We start from the raw sequence: 20044 nt of genomic DNA, 5'->3' as shown, positions 1-20044 counted from the left end.
GCCGGTCAAGCCTTTTCCGGGGCTTCGGCGGCTTCGTCTTCCTCTTCCTCGTATTCCTCTTCGTCCTCGTCCTCTTCCTCTTCTTCGCCGTCCTCGTCCTCGTCGTACTCTTCTTCCTCTTCGTCGTCCTCGTAATCCTCGACGCCGAAGTCTTCACCGTCCCAACGGCCTTCGCCGTCGGCGACGAAGGTCAGGGCCATCGCCGCCGGGTTGGTACCGACGCGGACCAGCCAACCACCGAACACACGTGCACGCTCGGTGACCAGGGTGGCCTCGGAGCCTTCATTGCCCAGCTTTTCCCATTCCAGCGAAAACGCAAACTCGGTCATTGCCTGGATCTCCTGATCAGTTGGTCTTGGGGCGAACCTGGATGTGCACTTCGGCCAGCTGCGTGTCGACGATCGGCGACGGCGCGTCGGTCATCAGATCCTGTGCACCGGTGGTCTTCGGGAACGGGATGACGTCGCGGATGGACTCGGTGCCGGCCATCAGCGCGGCGATGCGGTCGATGCCGAAGGCGATGCCACCGTGCGGCGGCGCGCCGTAGTTCAGCGCGTCGAGCAGGAAGCCGAACTTGGCGCGGGCTTCTTCGGCGCCGATGCCGAGCAGTTCGAACACCGCGCTCTGCATGTCCGGGCGGTGGATACGGATCGAGCCGCCGCCGATTTCATTGCCGTTGAGCACCATGTCGTAACCGCGCGAGACGGCGGTACGGGCGTTGACGCGCAGGTCGGCGATATCGTCCACGGCCGGCGCGGTGAAGGGGTGATGCAGGGCGACGTAGCGCTGTTCTTCCTCGTCCCACTCGAACATCGGGAAGTCGGTGACCCACAGCGGCGCCCAGCCGTCGGCGACCAGGCCGAAGTCCTTGCCGGCCTTCAGGCGCAGCGCGCCCATGAAGTCGGAGACCTTGTTGTAGCCACCGGCACCGAAGAACACGATGTCACCGTTGCCGGCGCCGACGTGGGCCACCAGCGCAGCGAAACGCTCTTCGCTGAAGAACTTCTGGATCGGCGAGCTGACTTCGCCATTGTCAGCGATCTTGATGTAGGCCAGGCCCTTGGCGCCGTACTTGGCGGCGTGCGCGGCGTACTCGTCGATCTGCTTGCGCGACAGGGTGGCGCCGCCCGGAATGCGCAGCGCGGCCACACGGCCCTCGGCATCATTGGCCGGGCCGGTGAACACCGGGAACTCGCTGTCCTTGACCAGCTCGGCCACGTCCACCAGTTCCAGCGCGATGCGCAGGTCCGGCTTGTCCGAACCATAGCGGCGCATGGCCTCGGCCCAGGTCATGCGCGGGAAGCTGGCCGCCAGCGACACGTCCACCACTTCCTTGAAGATGGCGCGGATCATGTCCTCGACGAAATCCTGCACGTCGCGCTCGCGCACGAAGGCGAATTCCATGTCCAGCTGGGTGAATTCCAGCTGGCGGTCGGCACGCAGGGCTTCGTCGCGGAAGCAGCGCGCGATCTGGTAGTAGCGGTCGAAGCCGGCCACCATCAGGATCTGCTTGAACAGCTGCGGGCTCTGCGGCAGTGCGTAGAACTCACCCGGGTGCATGCGCGCCGGCACCAGGAAGTCGCGGGCGCCTTCCGGAGTGGCCTTGGTCAGGATCGGGGTTTCGATGTCCTGGAAGCCGCGCGCATCGAGGTGGCGGCGCAGGGCCTGCACCAGCTTGATGCGGGTGCGCTGCATGCGCTGCATTTCCGGGCGGCGCAGGTCCAGGTAGCGGTACTTCAGGCGGGTGTCTTCGCCCGGGTTCTCATGGGCGTGGAACGGCAGCGGCGCGGCCTTGTTCAGCACGGTAATGGCGGTGGCGATCACTTCCACCTTGCCGGTGGCGATCTTGTCGTTCACCGCGTGGCGCGCGCGCACCACGCCTTCCACCTGCAGCACATCCTCATAGCCCAGCGAGGCCGCCACGGCGAACACCTCGGCATTGTCCACCTCCACCGTCACCTGCACGATGCCTTCATGATCGCGAAGATCGATGAAGCAGACGCCGCCCTGGTTACGGGCCACGTCGGTCCAGCCGGCGAGGGTGACAGTCTGGCCAATCAGGGTCTCGTTGACCAGGCCGCAGAAGTGGGTACGCATGGGGGGAAAGCTCCGCTGGAGAACGCCGGCACCGAAGGGGACCGGAAAGCCCCGTATTCTGCGGCCGAGGCCCCGGCCGGGGCAAATGTGCGCAGTCACACCGGCTTTATCCGTCTGGTCCTTATAGTCGCGCACCACCCACCGTATGGGGATTTGCCATGAACCTGCCGTCCCTGGCCAGCCTGGCCGTGACCCTCAGCCTGGGCTGCCTTGCCAGCGTCGCCCTGCCCGCGCCCGCCGCACACGCGCAGAACGGCGTGGTCCGCTGCGAGAGCCAGAGCAACCGCGAACGGGTCTGCAGCACCGGCTGGCGCAATGCGCAGCTGGTCCGCCAACTGTCCGGCTCGGCCTGCGAGGAAGGCCGCACCTGGGGCAGCCGCAACGGCAGCATCTGGGTCACCAATGGCTGCCGGGCCGAGTTCGTCGAGGCCCGTGGCGGCAACGGCGGCGGCTGGGGTGGCAACAACGGCGGCTCGGGCCAGACGATCCGCTGCGAGAGCCAGAACAACCGCGAGCGCAGCTGCCCGGTCGGCTGGCGCAACGCCCGCCTGGTCCGCCAGCTGTCGGGAAGCCCGTGTACCGAAGGCCGTACCTGGGGCGTGCGCAACGGCGCGGTCTGGGTCAGCAATGGTTGCCGCGCCGAGTTCACCGAAGCCCGCGGCTGGGGCGGCGGCGGTGGCGGCTGGGGCGGTGGCAACAGCAACTACTCGATCACCTGCAGCAGCAACAACAACCGCACGCAGAACTGCGACTGGGATGAGCGCCAGGGCCGCCCGGTGCTGCAGCAGCAGCTGTCCGGCAGCGCCTGCCAGGAAGGCCGCAGCTGGGGCTATTCACGCGGCCAGGTGTGGGTGAGCAACGGTTGCCGCGCGCGCTTCGGCGTGCGCTGAGGTGCGGGGTCGGATCCCTGGCCAGCGGCCAGGGCTCTGACCCTGATCAGGCATCCCGCATCCACGCATGGCGTCGATCTACTGGAGGTCACTCCGGGGTCGGAGCCCTCCGCAGGAGGGATCCGACCCCGGAGTCAGCGTGCCGGTGAGGCTTCGTCGCCCCAGGGCGGGGGCGGCAGGTCGACCGGCTTGGCCAGGTCGAACTGCACACGGAAACGGCGGCCGTCCGGACGGGTCAGCTCGTAGACGAAGGTCTGGTCAGGATCGATCTCCATCGCCCAGGTGTTGTGGGTCGAGGCCAGCATGTCGGCCCTGCGGAACATCGCCACCGAATCGGCATCGGCCGGGAACTGCTGGCGCCCGGCGGTTCCCGGTGGCGTGCTGTCGCCGCCATACAGGGTGATCGCATCGGCACTGCCATCCTGATGGCGATGGTCGTGCTTCAGCCGCAGCCCGGTCGGGGTGCGGGTCAGCACCCAGGTCCGCGAGTGGTCATCGCCCACATGGAAGGGGATGCGCAGCTCATGGGCAGGGTCTGCGCAGCCGCGCACGTGCATGACCAGGCGCTGGCCGGCGAAAGGATCCTTGCCGGTCGGCGCGGGCGTGTCCTGCACCACCTTGCCTTCATAGGCCTGCCCGCAGTGCGCGGCGATCGCCGCCAGGAAGGCATCGGCCGGCGCGGTGGCCAGATCATGGGTGACCGTCTCGGCGGGCTGCGAACAGGCCGCAAGGCCGAGCAGGAGGGCGGAAGCAACGGCAGGCACTTTCATGCCTGCAACCCTAACGGCCCCAGCCGGTGGGCGCAAACCGTGCGGATCGGCCGCAGCGCATCAGCGCCGCAGCCAGACCTCGCAGCCCGCCACATCCTGCTTCTCGCCCCCGGCGGCGTAGCGCGCTGTGATCACCGCCTGCCACTGCAGGCGTTGCGCGGTGCTGCCCACGTGGTTGGGGCAGTTGACCAGCGCAGCCAGCGGCAACCCACCCAGGGCGGCATCGTCGGCCGCCAGCGATGCAAGCACCTCGTCGGATGTCCAATCCGGAATCATCAAGGCGCGGCGGCCGGAGAAGTAGGCCAGTTCGGAGGACCAGTCCTGGCCGAATGCCACCACCACGCCCTGCTCCATCGTGCCGTTGCGGACGACCTCGGCAATCTGCGACACCGGCGTAGGCGCGCGCGCTTCCTTGATGTCCTTCAGCGACTTCACCAGGCCCAGCCCCAGCGACAGCACGCACAGGATGATCGCCAGCACGACGCCGCGGCGCGGCTTGCCCGCCGCCTCCGCCGCCAGCACCGTCGACCACAGCACCAGGCCGATGATCGAGGTGGCGAACACGATGTTGGCCGCCTGGTAGTACGGATGGGCGATGTGCAGGTTGGTGAAGACCAGGAACGGCGCCAGGTAGGCCAGCAGCAGCACCGCCACCGCCGTGCGCGTGCGTGCCTGCCACAGCCCGGCGATGACGAAGATGAGGAAGATCCAGTTGGAGCCGATGGCACCGGCGAAGCGCTTCTTGAACACGGTGCCCCACCAGGTGGCCGGATCCAGACGCTGCTGCAGCGTGCCGTAGTTCCAGGTGGACAGCGCGTCGGAGGTGATCTGCCGCCCCAGCGCCGACTGTGCCTTCAGGGCATCGGCATGCTGCAGCCACAGGCTGAGCGTGGCCAGCACGGCAAGCGCGGACAGGCCACCCCAGAACATCAGCCGCCAGTGCTGCTGCAGCCACTGCGGGCGCCAGCCATGCTCACGCACGGCCAGCCACACGAACGCCAGCGCAACGAACACGGCAAAACCGAAGAATGAGGTGACCTTGATCGCCGCCGACAGCACCGCCGCGACAACGGCGACCACCCCCACCCACACGCGCGGCTGGCTGCGCAGGCGTGCCATCGCCCAGACAAAGAGCAGGCCGAAGAACACCGCGCTGGATTCCATCATCACCGAGCGCCCCCAGAACAGAGCATACGGTGATACAGCGAACCCACCGGCGACACACACCGCCAGCGTGCGATCAGGACGCCACGCCAGCAGCGCGCGGTAGACCAGCCAGATGCAGCCGGCGTGGAAGAGCGTGGAGACCAGCCGCCCGCTGTTGTCCGCGCTCATGCCGGTGAGACTGGAAAGCAGTGCTGCCAGCCACTGGTAGAACGGGAATTCAAAGGGAATCGACCAGGGCGCGCCCAGCACCGGGGTCATGTAGTCCAGCCAGGGGCCACCGCGCAGCAGCCAGTCGATCGACAGCGCGGTCTGCGTCTGCCGGAAGCCAGAGGCATCGACCGGCGGCATCGACCAGCTGCAGGCCAGCAGGATCAACAGCGCGAACGCCGAGAACCACAACAGGATCCTGCCCGGCAACAGGCGGCGGTCTGGATGGGTTTCCTGGGTCACGCCTGTTGCTCCTGACAGTGGCCGCCCCTCACAGGGCGCGCTTCACGGGCGCGCAGTGTCTGTGTTGGCGCAGGCAAGCGCAAGCCGCTGCACGTGGCGGCGGCTCACGCCTGCGGTGGCAGCGGTGCCTTCAGCGGCTCGGCGTGGATGACCTCGGTGGCCGCTACCGGCGCAGTCTCGCCCTTGCCCGCCGGTTCCTGTTCCACCGGATCGACATCGAACGGAGTGCGGAACACCAGCGACGGCAGCAGGGTGGTCAGCGCGGCATACAGCAGCAGCGCGCCGAACAGCACCGCCGGGATCTGGAAGCGCTCACGCATGATCGCCGCCAGCACCAGGGTGAAGATCAGCGTCGGCGCCAGCGCCAACGACACCCGCAGGCTGCTGCGGAAGCTTTCGCCGAACATCACCCGGCGCTGCAGCCAGACCACGCCGATGCGCAGCGGCAGCACCACCAGGGTGATCACGATGCCCAGCCCCAGCGCCTCGAAGCTGAGCGCTTCGCTGGGCACCTTGGTGCCGGCGTTGAAGAAGTAGAACGGCACGAAGAACGAGGCGAACAGGCGCAGCGCGTGCAGGTTCTCGTGCGAGGCCAGCAGCGGCATGCGCTGGTGCAGCAGACGCGCGACCAGCCCGGCGATGAACGCGCCGACCAGGTAGTACACGCCCAGCAGGTAGGTGATGTAGGCCGCCACCATGCCCACCATCACCAGCAGCGAGAACTCCGAACCGGGCGCGTGCGGCGCCACCCAGCGGCCCAACGCGATGAACAGCAGCGGCAGGCCGATCATCATCGCCAGCAGGGCCAGGCTGGACAGCGCCATGTGGCCCGGATCGCCGGCCTGCAGCACGATGAACAACGCCGCCAGCGCCAGCAGCTCGCCGGCGATGGCCTTGCTGGTGACCCAGAACCGCTCGTCCTCGCTCAGGCCCAGCCGCGACAGCGAATCCATGATGAAACCGGTGGACGGGGTCAACAGCGCCAGGGCCAGCAGACCGGCGGCCTGCCAGGGCAACCCGGCATAGCGCCAGGCCAGCCAGCCCACCCCGAACAGGGTGCCGGTGCGGATCACCAGATGCGCCAGCAGTGGCCACATGCCCCGGCGCAGCGCCTGCAGGTCCACTTCCAGGCCGGCGAACAGGAACAGCGAGGAAATGCCCAGCGTGGCCAGCAGTCCGATCACCGCATCATGGGCCTGATCACCCAGCCAGAGCATGCCGATGATGCCGAACAACAGGCAGGTCAACGGCGCAGGCAGGCTGAAACGCTGCAGCGCGCGTGGGATCACCAGCAACGCGAAGATCAGCAGCAGGTAGATCAGTTCATGGCTCATGGGGTCTTCCGTGGGGTTGGAACGCGCGCAGGATGCGCGTCCAAGACCGATCCGGCAAGCCGCCGATGAATGGCTCCCGGTTACCTCACCCGATCAGCCGATCGGCGATCCGCCCCACCTGCGCCAGTACCGCGGCCTGCTGCTCGTAGCTGATCTGTCCGGCGCGCAGATACGCGGTCAGCACCCAGGGCGCACCACCGGCACGCGGCCACAGCACGGCGATGTCGTTGCGCGCGTCTTCGCCATTGCTGCCGGTCTTGTCACCCACCCGCCAGCGCTTGCCCAGGCCGGCGCGTAGGCACGCATCGCCGGTTTCATTGTCGATCAGCCAGTCGGCCAGCTGTTGCCGCGATGCCGGTTGCAGCACCTGCCCCAACACCACACGCTGCAGCGAACCGGCCATCGCCGCCGGCGTGGTGGTGTCGCGCGGATCGCCTTCGGCAAAGCGGTTCATTTCCGGCTCCAGCCGATCGCTGCGGCTGACCGTATCGCCGCTGGCACGCAGGAACGCAGTGACCGCCGGCGGGCCGCCGACCACGCCGAACAGCAGATTAGCGGCGGTGTTGTCGCTGGTGATGATCGTGGCCCGGCACAGATCGCGCACGGTCATGTCCTTGCCGGCGTGGCGCCGGGTGACCGGCGCGTGCGAGAGCAGGTCGGCCTCGCGCACCGGCACGCGCCGGTCGAGCAGCGCGGGGGCGCGCTCGGCCTGGCTGAGCACGGTGGCCGCCAGCATGCTCTTGAAGGTGCTGCACATCGGGAAACGCTCGTCCTGGCGATGGCCGACGCGGCGGCCGCTGGCGGTATCGAGCAGGGTCACGCCCAGACGGCCGGCGCAGGCCCTTTCCAGCGCGGCGAAATCGCTTGCGGCACCGATGGCGGCATCGACAGGGGCGGCGGCGGGGGTCGTCTCGCCCGCCGCGCGTGCCAGCAACGGCAGGGCGAGCGAGGAAGCAACGGCGGCACCACTGAACTGCAGGAATCGGCGACGGGCGAGCATAGGGGTTCTCCTGGAGACCGATCGATTATTGGCGCCCCCCTCCAGGAACGACCAGCGCAAAAAATCAGCGCCAGCCATTAGCTGAATTCATACCTGTCGCATTCAACCCCTTAATTTTCCGGAATTGCCCGTTGTCGCGTTACGATCAGCCATCATTCCAGCTCACGACTGCGCCATGCTGCACCCTACCCTGCCGCTGAACGCCCTGCGCGCCTTCGAGGCCGCCGCGCGCCACCAGAATTTCACCCGTGCCGCGCTGGAACTGTGCGTCAGCCAGGCGGCACTGAGCCATCAGATCCGTGGCCTGGAGGATCGTCTCGGCATCCGCCTGTTCCATCGCCTGCCGCGCGGTGTCGCCCTCACCGATGAAGGCGCGGCGCTGTATCCGGTGCTCAACGAATCGTTCGAGCGCATCTCGGCCAGCATCGCGCGCTACACCGGCGGCCCGGCGCGTGAGGTGCTGACCCTTGGCGTGGTCGGCACCTTCGCCACCGGCTGGCTGCTGCCGCGGCTGGCCGCGTTCGAGGCCGCGCACCCGGACATCGAGCTGCGCCTGCAGACCCACAACAACCGCATCGATCTGGCCGGCGAGGGCCTGGACCTGGCGATCCGCTTCGGCGACGGCGACTGGCAGGGCCAGGCCTGCAGCGCGATCCTCGATGCGCCGTTCGCGCCACTGTGTGCGCCGGCGCTGGCGCGACGGCTGAAGCAGCCACGCGATCTGGGCGCGCTGCCGTTGCTGCGTTCCTACCGCAGCGACGAATGGCCGCGCTGGTTGCAGGCGGCCGGTGTCAGCGGCGTCGAAGCGCGCGGGCCGGTGTTCGATTCCTCGTTGACGGTGGCGATGGCCGCCGCCGGTGGTGCCGGCGTAGCGCTGCTGCCGTTGCGCATGTTCGAGCAGGAACTGGCCGAAGGCCGTCTGCTGCAGCCGTTCAGCACCACGCTGGAGCTGGGCCGCTACTGGTTGACGCGGCTGCGCTCGCGCGCCGAGCGCGAGCCGGCCAAGCGCTTCCGCGAATGGCTGCAGGCGCAGGGCGCGTAGGTAGTGCCGGCCGCTGGCCGGCAACCCCTGGATCGCTGTGAGCGCATCGCGCTGCCGGCCAGCGGCCGGCACTACCGGTCAGGATTCCAGCAGTTCCATCCACGCCGCTTCGGCTTTTTCCAGCTGCGCAGCGGCGGTTTCGCGGTCGCGACCGATCACCGCCATGCGGGTGGCATCGGCGTAATTGGCCGGGTCGGCCAACTGCCGGTCCAGTTCGGCCAGGGCGCCTTCCAGCTCGGCCACCTTGGCTTCGGCGGCGGCCAGCTTGTGCGGGTTCACCGGCTTTTTCTGCACCACCTGCGCCACCGGCGCGGTCTTGACCACCACCGGTTCTTCCACCTGCTCCATGCGCGCCTTGGTGCCCTGCGCCTGCGGACGGGTGCGCAGCCACGCGGCGTACGCATCCAGGTCACCGTCGAACGGCTCGACCACGCCATCGGCCACGCGCCAATAGGTATCGCAGACCAGGCCGATCAGATGACGGTCATGCGAGACCATCACGATCGCGCCCTCGAAGGTGGCCAGTGCTTCGGCCAGCGCTTCGCGCATTTCCAGGTCAAGGTGGTTGGTCGGTTCGTCCAGCAGCAGCACGTTCGGCTGCTGCCAGGCGATCAGCGCCAGCGCCAGGCGCGCGCGCTCGCCACCGGAGAAACCATCGACCGGTTCGAACGCGCGGTCACCCGGGAAATTCCACTTGCCGAGGAAATCGCGGAACGACTGGTTCGGCGCGTCCGGGGCGATCTCGCGGAAGTGCTCCATCGGCGACTGGCCTTCGTGCAGCGACTCCACCGTGTGCTGGGCGAAGTAGCCGATCTTCAGGTCCGGGTGCGCCATGCGCTCGCCGACGATCGGCGCCAGCTCGCCCACCAGGGTCTTCACCAGGGTGGTCTTACCGGCGCCGTTCGGGCCGAGCAGGCCGATGCGCTGGCCCGCTTCCAGGCCAAAGCCGACGTTGTGCAGGATCACCGCGTCCTTGCCGTAGCCAGCCTCGACGTGGTTCAGGCGGATCAGCGAGAACGGCAGCTTGGCCGGCGGCGCGAACTCGATGCGGAACTCGCGCTCGGCGCGCACCGCTTCGGTGCCGGCCAGCTTGGCCAGGCGCTTCATGCGGCTCTGCGCCTGCGCGGCCTTGCTGGCCTGCGCCTTGAAGCGGTCGATGAAGCTCTGCAGGTGGGCGCGCTCGGCCTGTTCCTTCTCGTGCGCGATCTGCTGCTGGCGCAGCTGTTCGGCGCGCTGGCGCTCGAAATCGGTGTAGCCACCCGGGTAGAGCTTGGCGCCACCACCGTGCAGGTGCAGGGTGTGGGTGGCAACGTTGTCGAGGAACTCGCGGTCATGCGAGATCAGCAGCAGCGTACCCGGGTACTTCAGCAGCCACTGTTCCAGCCAGTACACCGCGTCCAGATCCAGGTGGTTGGTCGGTTCGTCCAGCAGCAACAGGTCGCTGGGCATCATCAGCGCGCGGGCCAGGTTCAGGCGCACGCGCCAACCGCCGGAGAACGAGGACACCGCGCGGTGGTGGGTCTCGGCCGGGAAGCCGAGGCCGTGCAGCAGCTTGCCGGCGCGCGCTTCGGCATCGTAGGCGTTCAGCTCGGCCATCTTCGTGTGCGCTTCGGCCACCGCTTCCCAGTCCTCGCGGGCGGTCGCGTCGGCCTCGGCGGCCAGCACCGCGGCCACTTCGATGTCACCGCCCAGCACGAAGCTCAGCGCCGGGTCGGGCAGCGACGGGGTTTCCTGGGCAACGCTGGCGATACGGACCTTGCCGGGCAGATCGACATCGCCCTTGTCCGCCTCCAGCTCGCCCTTCACCGCCGCGAACAGGCTGGACTTGCCAGCACCGTTGCGGCCGACCACACCCACCCGGTAACCGGCGTGCAGGGTCAGGTCGACATTGGACAACAGCAGCCGCTCGCCGCGGCGCAAGGCGAAATTACGAAGGGAGATCATCGGGGGTGGGGTCCATATAACCGGATGGAATGTGCTGGTGAGCACTGTTCCTGCGACGCAATTCTAGCGTTAACGAATACTTGACGCGCCCCGGGATGCGCGGCGGCCGGCGTTCCTCTCTCCCACGTCCTCGCCGCGCGCGTCCCGGGCCCCCTCCCCGGTCAGTGCCGGTCACGGCTAAATGGTTGCTGCTGCAACGTTTTTCCCGATGACCGGCATTTGACAGGCACTGAATATCCCGTTAATTCCTGCTTTGCGCACCGCAACAACCGCCGTCCGCCTCACCCCCGTGATGTCGATTCCGGTGCCACCCCCGCCAACCGGAGCCCCATCCCGATGACCCGCAAGACCAGCCTGATCGCCGCCGCCGTCGCTGTCGCACTCGGTGGCTCTCCGTTCGTTGCCGCTGCCCAGCAGGCCGGCACCGCCGCCAACACCCTGGACACGGTGATCGTCACCGGTACCCGCGTGGCCGACCGCACGGTCGCCGAATCGCAGTCGCCGATCGACATCATCACCCCCGAAGCGCTGCAGTCCACCGGCACCAGCGAGCTGGCCACCGCGCTGTCACGCGCCCTGCCCTCGCTGAACTTCCCGCGCCCTGCCCTGACCGACGGCACCAGTGGCGTGCGCCCGGCACAGCTGCGCGGCCTGTCGCCGGACCAGGTGCTGGTGCTGGTCAACGGCAAGCGCCGGCACACCTCGGCGATGATCAACGTCAACGGCAGCATCGGCCGTGGTTCGTCGGCGGTGGACATCAACGCGATCCCGATTGCCGCCATCGAGCGCGTGGAAGTGCTGCGCGACGGCGCCTCGGCGCAGTACGGCTCGGACGCCATCGCCGGCGTCATCAACATCGTGCTCAAGGGCAGCGGCAGCGGTGGCAGCCTGGCGGTGGATTACGGCCAGTACTCGGCCGGTGACGGCAACAAGTACCAGCTCTCCGGCGATACCGGCGTCGAGTTCGGCAACGGCCGCGGCCGCGTACACGTGGCCGGCCAGATCAGCCAGCAGGACGAGAGCAACCGCGCAGGCCCGTACCGCGGCACCACCCCGAACACCGGCAATTTCCCCAGCATCGGCCAGACCACCTTCATCGTCGGCGATCCGCGCGTGGATGCCACGGCGGCGTCGGCCAATGCCAGCTTCGATTTCAGCGACCACGTGACTGGCTATGCCAGCGCGCTGCTGAGCAACCGCGACATCACCTCGTTCGCGTTCTATCGCTCGCGCAACCACAACGGCCAGAGCGCACTGCTGGCGCAGACCTACCCGGACGGCTTCGTGCCGGAGATCAACCAGTACTCCAAGGACCGCTCGCTGGTGGCCGGGGTCAAGGGCAACACCGACAACGGCTGGACCTGGGACCTGAGCCTGAACCACGGCGAGAACACCCTGGACTTCCACACCCGCAACAGCATCAACTACAGCCTGGGCGCGACCAGCCCGCGTTCGTTCTACGACGGCACGCTGAAGTACCGGCAGGACATCTTCAACGCCGACCTCACCAAGTCGCTGGACTGGGGCCTGGCCTATCCGGTCACGCTGTCCTTCGGTGGTGAGTACCGCAAGGAAAAGTGGGACCAGAACCCGGGCGAACTGAACTCGTACACCGGCAGTGGCGCGCAGGGCTTCGGTGGCTTCACCCCCACCAATGAAGTGCATGCCGACCGCCACAACTACGCGGTCTATGCGGGCCTGGAAGCGGACCTGACCGAGAAGTTCTCGGCCGGCATCACCGGCCGCTACGAGGACTATTCGGACTTCGGCGACCGCTTCTCGGGCAAGCTGTCGGCGCGCTATGCGTTCACCGACAAGGTTGCACTGCGCGCCACCGCCTCCAGCGGCTTCCGCGCGCCGTCGCTGGCGCAGCAGGGCTACCAGGCGGTCACCAGCCAGTTCACCAACGGCGTGTTCGTCGAGCGCGGCACCTTCCCCACCACCAGCCAGGCCGCGCAGGCACTGGGCGCTTCACCGCTGAAGGCCGAGACCTCCACGTCCTACAGCGTCGGCCTGGTGCTGCAGCCGGTGGACCGCCTGTACATCACCGTCGACGCCTACCAGATCGACATCGATGACCGCATCGCGCTGTCGTCGAGCATCACCACAAACGCCGCCACCAGCGCGCTGCTGGGCACCCTGGGCCTGCCGCAGGTCACCGCGTTCTCGTACTTCACCAACGGCCTGGACACGCGTACCCGGGGCGTCGACTTCGTCTCCAGCTACACGGTGCCGTTCAGCGCCAGCAGCCTGGAACTGACCGCCGCCTACAGCTACAACGACACCGAAGTGCGCCGCGTCGGCGGCACCCCGGCGGTGTTCGGCACGCTGGGCCTGAACCAGTCGCTGATCGGCCGCGATGAAATCGGCCGCATCGAGGACAGCTACCCGCGCGACAAGGCGATCCTGAGCGGCACCTGGCGTTCGGATCACTGGGAGCTGGGTCTGGCCGCAACCCGCTACGGCAAGTTCACCGTGCGCAACTCGGCCACCGCGCTGCGCGACCAGACCTACGGCGACGCCTGGGTGGTGGATGCCTCGGCCAGCTACAAGCCGAGCAGCAACTGGACCCTGACCGTGGGCGCCGACAACCTGCTGGACAAGTACCCGGACCGCACCGAGGACCTGCAGAACTCCACCTTCGGCATGCTGCCGTACAGCAACTACTCGCCGTTCGGCTTCAACGGCGCCTATGTGTACGGCCGCATCAAGTACACCTGGTAAGCGGTAGTGCCGGCCGCTGGCCGGCATTCCGTGGCCCGGGTGGGGTCAGATCCCTTTTCCTGCGGGAAAAGGGATCTGACCCCATTCGCATTTAAGGTTTGCCGTATCTGGCCTCATCGGTGAAAATCGGGACACCCCCGATTTCCTGCGAGTGCCGATGCACCATGACACCGACCTGATCAACATCGTGGCCGTTGGCCTGGGGCTCGCCTTCATCTTCGGCGCGCTGGCCAACAAGCTGCGTTTGTCTCCTCTGGTCGGGTATCTGGTTGCTGGCATCTGCGTCGGCCCGTTCACCCCCGGCTTCGTCGCCGACCAGGCGCTGGCCAATCAGCTGGCCGAACTGGGCGTGATGCTGCTGATGTTCGGTGTCGGCCTGCACTTCTCGCTGAAGGACCTGATGGCGGTCAAGGCCATCGCCATTCCCGGAGCCATCGGCCAGATCGCCGTGGCCACCCTGCTCGGCTGGGGCGTGGCCTCGCTGATGGGCTGGCCGGCCCTGCATGGCGTGATCTTCGGTTTCTCGCTGGCCACCGCCAGTACCGTGGTGCTGCTGCGGGCGATGGAAGAACGACGCCTGCTGGAAACCATGCGCGGCAAGATCGCCGTCGGCTGGCTGATCGTGGAAGACCTGGCCTGTGTGCTGGCGCTGGTGATGATGCCGGTGCTGGCCGGTGTGTTCGGCCCCGATGCGGCCAAGGAATCGCATTCGCTGGGCAGCGTGCTGGCCGACATCGGCTGGACGTTCGTGCAGCTGGGCCTGTTCGTGGCGGTGATGCTGGTGGTCGGCCGCCGGGTCATTCCGTGGATCCTGGAGCGTATCGCCGGCACCGGCTCGCGCGAGCTGTTCACCCTGTCGGTGCTTGCGATCGCGCTGGGCGTGGCGTTCGGTTCGGCCATGCTGTTCGGTGTGTCCTTCGCACTGGGCGCGTTCTTCGCCGGCATGCTGCTCAACGAATCGGAGCTGAGCCACAAGGCCGCGCACGATTCGCTGCCGTTGCGTGATGCGTTCGCGGTGCTGTTCTTCGTCTCGGTCGGCATGCTGTTCGACCCCAACATCCTCGTCCAGCATCCCTGGCAGGTGCTGGCCACGGTGCTGATCATCATGTTCGGCAAGTCGGCGGCCGCGTACTTCATCGTGCGTGCGTTCGGCCACCCCACCAGCACCGCGCTGACCATCTCGGCCAGCCTGGCGCAGATCGGCGAGTTCGCCTTCATCATCGCCGGCCTTGGCGTGGCGCTGCAGATCCTGCCGAAGGAAGGGCAATCGCTGGTGCTCGCTGGCGCGCTGGTCTCGATCATGCTCAACCCGCTGGTGTTCGGCCTGCTCGACCGTTGGCAGGCCAGGCAGGAGCAGTCGCCCCAGGCCGCCGAACCCGAAGAGGCCACCGGCCCCTCGCGCGACCTGCATGACCATGCCATCGTGATCGGTTACGGTCGCGTCGGCAGCGAGCTGGCGCAGGTGCTGCGTGATCGCGGCGTGCCGGTGCTGGTGATCGATGACAACAAGGAACACGTTGAGCAGGCGCACGCCAGAGGCCTGGCGGCGATCCGCGGCAGCGCCGCCGCCGACCGGGTGCTGGCCGAGGCGCATCCGGAGCGCGCCAAGATCGCGGTGCTGGCCATTCCACAGCCGCTGGAGGCCGGTGAGGCGCTGGCCAAGCTGCGTGCGATCAATCCGGACCTGACCCTGCTGGCGCGCGCGCACAGCGATGCCGAAGTGAAGCATCTGCTGGAACACGGCGCCGATGGCACGGTGATGGCCGAGCGCGAGCTGGCCTATTCGCTGGCGGAGATGATCATGTCCACACCGCCGTACCGGAATCTGGGGCAGCACAGCATCCCGGTGGTGTGACTGCTGTTGGTAGGTGTCGACCTTGGTCGACACGGTAGATCCACGCCATGCGTGGATGCCGTTCGATGAACCGTCGGCGCATGGGGTCAGATCCGTTTTCCTGCGGAAAACGGATCTGACCCCGGAAACATGAAAATCCCCGGTCGACCCGCATCGACCGGGGATGGGTAACGCCACGTTGCCACGCCTTGGAGAGGCAGTTCCACCGTAACGCATCGCGACGACGACGGTGATCGCCGGTGGCGATGACGACCAAGCGCGCGGCTATCAGGCGCCGGCCAGCGCCTGCTCCAGGTCTGCGCGCAGGTCACCGATGTGCTCGATGCCGATCGACAGCCGCACGGTGTCCTCGCTGACGCCGGCCTTCGCCAGCTCGGCCGCGTCCAGCTGGCGATGGGTGGTGGACGCCGGGTGGGTGGCCAGCGACTTGGCATCGCCCAGGTTCACCAGCCGGGTGAACAGCTTCAGCGCATCCAGGAAACGTGCGCCGGCCTCGCGCCCACCCGGCAGGCCGAAGGTCAGTACGCCCGAACCGTGACCACCGAGATAGCGCTGCGCGGCGGCATGCTCGGGGTCATCGGCCAACCCGGCGTAACGCACCCACGCCACCTTGGCGTGCGCCTTCAGGAACTGCGCCACCGCCAGCGCATTGGCGTTGATCCGCTCCATGCGCAGCGCCAGCGTCTCGATACCCTGCAGGATGAGAAACGCATTGAACGGCGACAGCGCCGCACCGGTATTGCGCAGCGGCACCACCCGCGCGCGACCGATGTAGGCCGCCGGCCCCAGCGCTTCGGTGTAGACCACGCCGTGGTAGCTGGGGTCGGGCTGGTTGAGGCGGGCGAAGCGCTGGGGCTGCGCCGCCCAGTCGAAACGGCCCGAATCGATGATCGCGCCGCCCAGGCTGGTGCCATGGCCGCCCAGGTACTTGGTCAACGAATGCACCACGATGTCGGCGCCGTGCTCGAACGGGCGCAGCAGGAACGGCGTGGCCACCGTGTTGTCGACGATCAGCGGCACGCCCGCAGCATGCGCGACCTCGGCGATCGCGGCGATGTCGGTGACGTTGCCGCGCGGGTTGCCGATCGATTCGACAAACACCGCCTTGGTGCGCGCGTCGATCAGCGCGGCGAACGCGGACGGATCGGACGGATCAGCGAAGCGCGCCTGGATGCCGTACTGCGGCAGCGTGTGCGCCAGCAGGTTGAGGCTGCCCCCATACAACGCACTGGAGGCGACGATGTTGTCACCGGCTTCGGCGATGGTCTGGATCGCGTAGGTGATCGCCGCCTGTCCCGAGGCCAGCGCCAACGCGCCGATGCCGCCTTCCAGCGCAGCCAGGCGCTGCTCCAGCACGTCGGTGGTGGGGTTCATGATGCGCGTGTAGATGTTGCCCGGCACCTTCAGGTCGAACAGGTCGGCGCCGTGCTGGGTGTCATCGAACGCATACGCCACGGTCTGGTAGATCGGCACCGCCACCGCGCGGGTGGTCGGGTCGGGACGGTAGCCGCCGTGCACGGCCAGGGTTTCCAGTTGCCACTGCGGGTCGCTCATTGCACCAGGCTCCATCCGGGGAAACCGCCACCATAGGCCAGCCACGGCCTGGCACTGAGAGCCACTGGCGATGACGTGCGTACCGCCGGTTATCAGGTTGGCCGCGATTCAGGCAGCCGTCATGGGCCGTTGCTAGGCTTCGCCGCCGGGTGCTCCTGCCCGGGCACGGAAGCCCTACTCATGCAGCCATCGCCCTGGACCACCCCCACCCACAGCTCGCCAACCTCGGTGCTGCTTGTCGAGGACGACCGTCGCCTGGCCGAGCTGGTCAGCGACTATCTCCACGAACATGGCTTTGCGGTGCAGCACGTGGCCCGCGGTGACCTGGCTGGCGCGGCCTGCCGCCAGCAGGCGCCGGAGCTGGTGGTGCTGGACCTGATGCTGCCCGGCCTCGGTGGCATCGACGTATGCCGGCAGATCCGCAGTTTCTCCGATGTGCCGATCCTGATGCTGACCGCCTGCGAGGACGATATCGAGCAGGTGCTGGGCCTGGAATCGGGCGCCGATGACTACGTGCACAAGCCGATCGAGCCGCGCCTGCTGCTGGCCCGCCTGCGCGCCCTGCTGCGCCGCCGCCACGGCAGCAGCAACACCGGCACGCCGTGCCGGCTGATGCATGGGCAACTGCTGATCGACCGCATGCAGCGCGAAGTACAGCTGCATGGCCAACCGATCGAGCTGGGCACCACCGAATTCGAGATCCTGTGGCTGCTGGCGAGCCAGCCCGGCCAGATCCTGTCGCGCGACCAGATCCTGCAGGCGGTGCGCGGCATCGGCTTCGATGGCCTGGACCGCAGCGTCGACGTCTGCATCGGCAAATTGCGCCGCAAGCTCGGTGACGACGCACGCGAACCACGGCGGATCAAGACCGTGTGGGGCCGTGGCTACCAGTTCAATCCTTCGGCCTGGTCGGCGTGAAGCGGCTGTTCCTGCGCCTGTGGCTGCTGGTCGGCGCCAGCTTCCTGATCACCCTGCTGCTGATCAACCTGATCTTCGACCGCATCTATCTGCCCACCCAGCAACGGATCTTCGCCGAACAGGTGCGCGGCCAGCTGTACGCCCTGCGTCAGGGCCTGCAGGGCAAGGATGAAGCCGCACAACAGCAGCAGTTGGCACAGTGGCAGCCGCACTACGGTATCGCGCTGGCGTTGTTGCCGGCACCGCCACCGATCTCTGCGGAAGAACAGCAACAGCTGCAACGCAACGGGATGATCGCCCGGCAGAAATTCGAGATCGTCTGGGCACCGTTGGAGCCAGCACAGCCCGACGGTCGCTGGCTGCAGCTGCATCTGCCCGGTGAACCGCCCACCTCGCTGTACCTGACGCTGGTCGCATATTCGCTGATGCTGGCGCTGTTCGGGCTGTGCCTGTACGCGTGGTCGCGCGTGCTCTGGCGCGACCTGGACGCGCTGCGGGTGCATGCCGACCGCATCGGCGCCGGCGATCTGCAGGCACGCGCGCAGGTGTCGCCGCGCTCGCAGATCCGGGTCATCGTCGAACACTCCAACCGCATGGCGGCGCGCGTGGCCGAACTGGTGCAGCGTCAGCGTGACCTGACCCATGCGATCTCGCACGAACTGCGCACACCGATCGCGCGCGTGGCCTTCGGCCTGGACCTGTTGCAGGACAGCGATGACCGCAAACGCCGTGAACGACTGGCACAGGGCCTGCACGGCGACCTGGCCGAACTCAACCGGCTGGTCAGCGAGTTGTTGGCCTACGAGCGGCTGGAACACCCCAGCGAAGGTGAGCCACTGCAGCGCATCGAAGCCAACGACTGGCTGCAGGCCTGCCTGGCCGACGCACGCCGCGACGCCGAGCGCGCGGGTCTGGTGCTGCGCGTGCAGCCCAGCGCCCTGCCACGGGTGGACGCCGAACCACGTCTGCTGCAGCTGGCATTGAGCAACCTGGTCGGCAACGCGTTGCGCCATGCACGTTCGCAGGTCGAGGTTTCGCTGGTCGGCGTCGATGGCCGCGCCTGCCTGCGCGTGGACGATGACGGCCCGGGTATCGCCGAGGCCGATCGCGAGAAGGTGGTACGGCCCTTCACCCGCCTCGATGACAGCCGCAGCCGCGATACCGGCGGCTTCGGCCTGGGCCTGGCCATCGTCAGCCGCATCGCACTGCGGCATCACGGCGAGCTGCGCATCGGCCGCGCCACGCTCGGCGGTGCACGCCTGGAAATGCACTGGCCGCTGGCTGCCAGCTGAACGCCCCAGGGCGCGATTACAGTTGCTTACAACTCCCGCACAACTGCGGACGGATCGGTCGCCAGCGTATCGCCACGCTGGCGACCCTGCAGCACACGCCGGATGCGCGTGCTGCTTTCCTCCCATTGTCGAGAGTTTCCATGTCCCAGCGCCACCGTTCCCCCAACCTGCTCTGCCTGGCCCTGCTGCCGCTGTTCGCCGCACCGATCGCCCACGCCAAGGATGACCACTGGACCTTCGAAGTCGCCGCCGGCGGTGGCGTGACACCGCGCTACAGCGGCAGCAAGGAGTACCGCGCGGCGCCGTCGCTGTCCTTCGATGTCACCTCGCCGGGCGGATGGTTTCTGGGCACCAGTGGCATCGGCTGGGGCACGTCCATCGGCGAACACACCCGCGTGCGCGCCTATGTCGGCGCCAGCGGCATCCGCAAGGACAAGGACTCCCTGCTCGGCGGTTCGTACTTCCTGCGCGGCATGGGCGATATCGATACCCGTCCCCTGGTCGGTATCTCGGCTGGTTATACGCTGGGCGAAGCCGTGCTGAGCGGTTCCTGGCAGTTCACCCGCAAGGATGAGGACAAGGCCGAGAACGGCCTGGCCACCCAGCAGGTGCACCTGAACCTGACGATGCCGCTGTTCGACCTCGCCGGTGGCGTGGTCAGCGGCAGCGTCTCCACCGACTACGGCAACCGCGGGTATGTGCAGACCTGGTACGGGGTCAGCCCGGAACAGGCGGCGCGCACCGGCTTTGCCGAACATAAACCGAAGGCCGGCCTGGTCAGCGCCGGTGTCGGCCTGAAGTGGAGCCACCGCGTGGGGCGCAACGGCAACTGGTACATCGCGGCCGAGGGCACGCGCCTGCTCGGTGACGCCGCCGACAGCCCGATCGTGCAGAAGCCGAACCAGTTCGGATTGATGAGCGGCTACACGCACCGCTTCTGAGGGGACGCCGGGCATGGCCCGGCGCTACCGGCAACGCCATCGATCAGGGCCGGATCCCTTTCGCCC

At 67.7% G+C, this 20044-nt stretch carries 15 protein-coding genes; 7 read left to right on the top strand and 8 right to left on the bottom strand.

Going from position 1 to position 20044, the window contains the following annotated elements:
- Nucleotides 1–5: 5 nt before the first annotated feature.
- Both C9412_RS11695 and aspS read right to left on the bottom strand, forming a co-directional pair.
- The gene (locus C9412_RS11695) at nucleotides 6–329 is read right to left on the bottom strand and encodes a DNA primase (protein WP_107231774.1); all 324 of its coding nucleotides are present in this window, start codon (nucleotides 327–329) and stop codon (nucleotides 6–8) included.
- Between the two features lie 16 nt (nucleotides 330–345).
- On the bottom strand, nucleotides 346–2097 hold the full coding sequence (aspS, locus tag C9412_RS11690) for an aspartate--tRNA ligase (RefSeq protein ID WP_107231773.1): 1752 nt from the start codon (nucleotides 2095–2097) through the stop codon (nucleotides 346–348).
- A gap of 158 nt (nucleotides 2098–2255) precedes the next feature.
- On the opposite strand from aspS, the gene C9412_RS11685 reads away from it, so the two are divergent.
- Nucleotides 2256–2987 (top strand): DUF3011 domain-containing protein, encoded by a 732-nt coding sequence (locus C9412_RS11685; protein WP_107231772.1) that lies wholly within the window; start codon nucleotides 2256–2258, stop codon nucleotides 2985–2987.
- Nucleotides 2988–3121: 134 nt separating this feature from the next.
- On the opposite strand, the gene C9412_RS11680 is transcribed toward C9412_RS11685, so the two are convergent.
- The 4 genes from C9412_RS11680 to blaL2 form a co-directional block, all read right to left on the bottom strand.
- A complete protein-coding gene (locus tag C9412_RS11680) occupies nucleotides 3122–3757 on the bottom strand; it encodes a hypothetical protein (protein ID WP_107231771.1) in 636 nt (211 codons plus the stop codon).
- A gap of 60 nt (nucleotides 3758–3817) precedes the next feature.
- Nucleotides 3818–5374, bottom strand: a complete 1557-nt coding sequence (locus C9412_RS11675) for a hypothetical protein (protein ID WP_107231770.1) — start codon at nucleotides 5372–5374, stop codon at nucleotides 3818–3820.
- Between the two features lie 104 nt (nucleotides 5375–5478).
- Entirely contained in the window at nucleotides 5479–6708 is a 1230-nt protein-coding gene (locus C9412_RS11670) for a cation:proton antiporter (protein ID WP_107231769.1), read from the bottom strand.
- 85 nt (nucleotides 6709–6793) lie between these two features.
- The gene (gene blaL2, locus C9412_RS11665) at nucleotides 6794–7708 is read right to left on the bottom strand and encodes a L2 family extended-spectrum class A beta-lactamase (protein ID WP_107231768.1); all 915 of its coding nucleotides are present in this window, start codon (nucleotides 7706–7708) and stop codon (nucleotides 6794–6796) included.
- Between the two features lie 175 nt (nucleotides 7709–7883).
- Here blaL2 and ampR point away from each other — a divergent pair, with 175 nt between their 5' ends.
- Nucleotides 7884–8750, top strand: coding sequence for a LysR family transcriptional regulator AmpR (gene ampR, locus C9412_RS11660; RefSeq protein WP_107231767.1), 867 nt, complete (start codon nucleotides 7884–7886; stop codon nucleotides 8748–8750).
- 78 nt (nucleotides 8751–8828) lie between these two features.
- On the opposite strand, the gene C9412_RS11655 is transcribed toward ampR, so the two are convergent.
- Nucleotides 8829–10694, bottom strand: a complete 1866-nt coding sequence (locus C9412_RS11655) for an ABC-F family ATP-binding cassette domain-containing protein (RefSeq protein WP_006438468.1) — start codon at nucleotides 10692–10694, stop codon at nucleotides 8829–8831.
- 336 nt (nucleotides 10695–11030) lie between these two features.
- On the opposite strand from C9412_RS11655, the gene C9412_RS11650 reads away from it, so the two are divergent.
- Entirely contained in the window at nucleotides 11031–13418 is a 2388-nt protein-coding gene (locus C9412_RS11650; protein ID WP_107231766.1) for a TonB-dependent receptor, read from the top strand.
- Nucleotides 13419–13575: 157 nt separating this feature from the next.
- Nucleotides 13576–15273, top strand: a complete 1698-nt coding sequence (ybaL, locus tag C9412_RS11645; RefSeq protein ID WP_107231765.1) for a YbaL family putative K(+) efflux transporter — start codon at nucleotides 13576–13578, stop codon at nucleotides 15271–15273.
- Between the two features lie 267 nt (nucleotides 15274–15540).
- Here the strand turns inward: ybaL and C9412_RS11640 are convergent, their stop codons facing one another.
- Nucleotides 15541–16827, bottom strand: coding sequence for an aminotransferase class V-fold PLP-dependent enzyme (locus C9412_RS11640; protein ID WP_107231764.1), 1287 nt, complete (start codon nucleotides 16825–16827; stop codon nucleotides 15541–15543).
- 180 nt (nucleotides 16828–17007) lie between these two features.
- On the opposite strand from C9412_RS11640, the gene C9412_RS11635 reads away from it, so the two are divergent.
- From C9412_RS11635 to C9412_RS11625, 3 genes are all read left to right on the top strand, one after another.
- Complete coding sequence (locus C9412_RS11635) at nucleotides 17008–17745, top strand: response regulator transcription factor (protein ID WP_107231763.1); 738 nt, start codon at nucleotides 17008–17010, stop codon at nucleotides 17743–17745.
- Nucleotides 17742–19037, top strand: a complete 1296-nt coding sequence (locus C9412_RS11630; protein WP_107231762.1) for an ATP-binding protein — start codon at nucleotides 17742–17744, stop codon at nucleotides 19035–19037. The genes C9412_RS11635 and C9412_RS11630 overlap by 4 nt, the downstream gene beginning before the upstream one ends.
- Nucleotides 19038–19177: 140 nt before the next feature.
- A complete protein-coding gene (locus C9412_RS11625) occupies nucleotides 19178–19978 on the top strand; it encodes a MipA/OmpV family protein (RefSeq protein ID WP_107231761.1) in 801 nt (266 codons plus the stop codon).
- Nucleotides 19979–20044: the final 66 nt, after the last annotated feature.

Source organism: Stenotrophomonas sp. Nf1, from assembly GCF_003028475.1.
In the GTDB taxonomy this organism is placed as follows: domain Bacteria; phylum Pseudomonadota; class Gammaproteobacteria; order Xanthomonadales; family Xanthomonadaceae; genus Stenotrophomonas.
The sequence above is the reverse complement of the archived record's forward strand: the minus strand, read 5'-3'. Positions and strand labels throughout refer to the sequence as shown.

Excerpts from the sequence above, each read along its gene's own strand:
- C9412_RS11695 (WP_107231774.1), bottom strand. The coding sequence starts at position 329 with ATGACCGAGTTTGCGTTTTCGCTGGAATGGGAAAAGCTGGGCAATGAA.
- aspS (WP_107231773.1), bottom strand. The coding sequence starts at position 2,097 with ATGCGTACCCACTTCTGCGGCCTGGTCAACGAGACCCTGATTGGCCAG.
- C9412_RS11685 (WP_107231772.1), top strand. The coding sequence starts at position 2,256 with ATGAACCTGCCGTCCCTGGCCAGCCTGGCCGTGACCCTCAGCCTGGGC.
- C9412_RS11680 (WP_107231771.1), bottom strand. The coding sequence starts at position 3,757 with ATGAAAGTGCCTGCCGTTGCTTCCGCCCTCCTGCTCGGCCTTGCGGCC.
- C9412_RS11670 (WP_107231769.1), bottom strand. The coding sequence starts at position 6,708 with ATGAGCCATGAACTGATCTACCTGCTGCTGATCTTCGCGTTGCTGGTG.
- blaL2 (WP_107231768.1), bottom strand. The coding sequence starts at position 7,708 with ATGCTCGCCCGTCGCCGATTCCTGCAGTTCAGTGGTGCCGCCGTTGCT.
- ampR (WP_107231767.1), top strand. The coding sequence starts at position 7,884 with ATGCTGCACCCTACCCTGCCGCTGAACGCCCTGCGCGCCTTCGAGGCC.
- C9412_RS11655 (WP_006438468.1), bottom strand. The coding sequence starts at position 10,694 with ATGATCTCCCTTCGTAATTTCGCCTTGCGCCGCGGCGAGCGGCTGCTG.
- C9412_RS11650 (WP_107231766.1), top strand. The coding sequence starts at position 11,031 with ATGACCCGCAAGACCAGCCTGATCGCCGCCGCCGTCGCTGTCGCACTC.
- ybaL (WP_107231765.1), top strand. The coding sequence starts at position 13,576 with ATGCACCATGACACCGACCTGATCAACATCGTGGCCGTTGGCCTGGGG.
- C9412_RS11640 (WP_107231764.1), bottom strand. The coding sequence starts at position 16,827 with ATGAGCGACCCGCAGTGGCAACTGGAAACCCTGGCCGTGCACGGCGGC.
- C9412_RS11635 (WP_107231763.1), top strand. The coding sequence starts at position 17,008 with ATGCAGCCATCGCCCTGGACCACCCCCACCCACAGCTCGCCAACCTCG.
- C9412_RS11625 (WP_107231761.1), top strand. The coding sequence starts at position 19,178 with ATGTCCCAGCGCCACCGTTCCCCCAACCTGCTCTGCCTGGCCCTGCTG.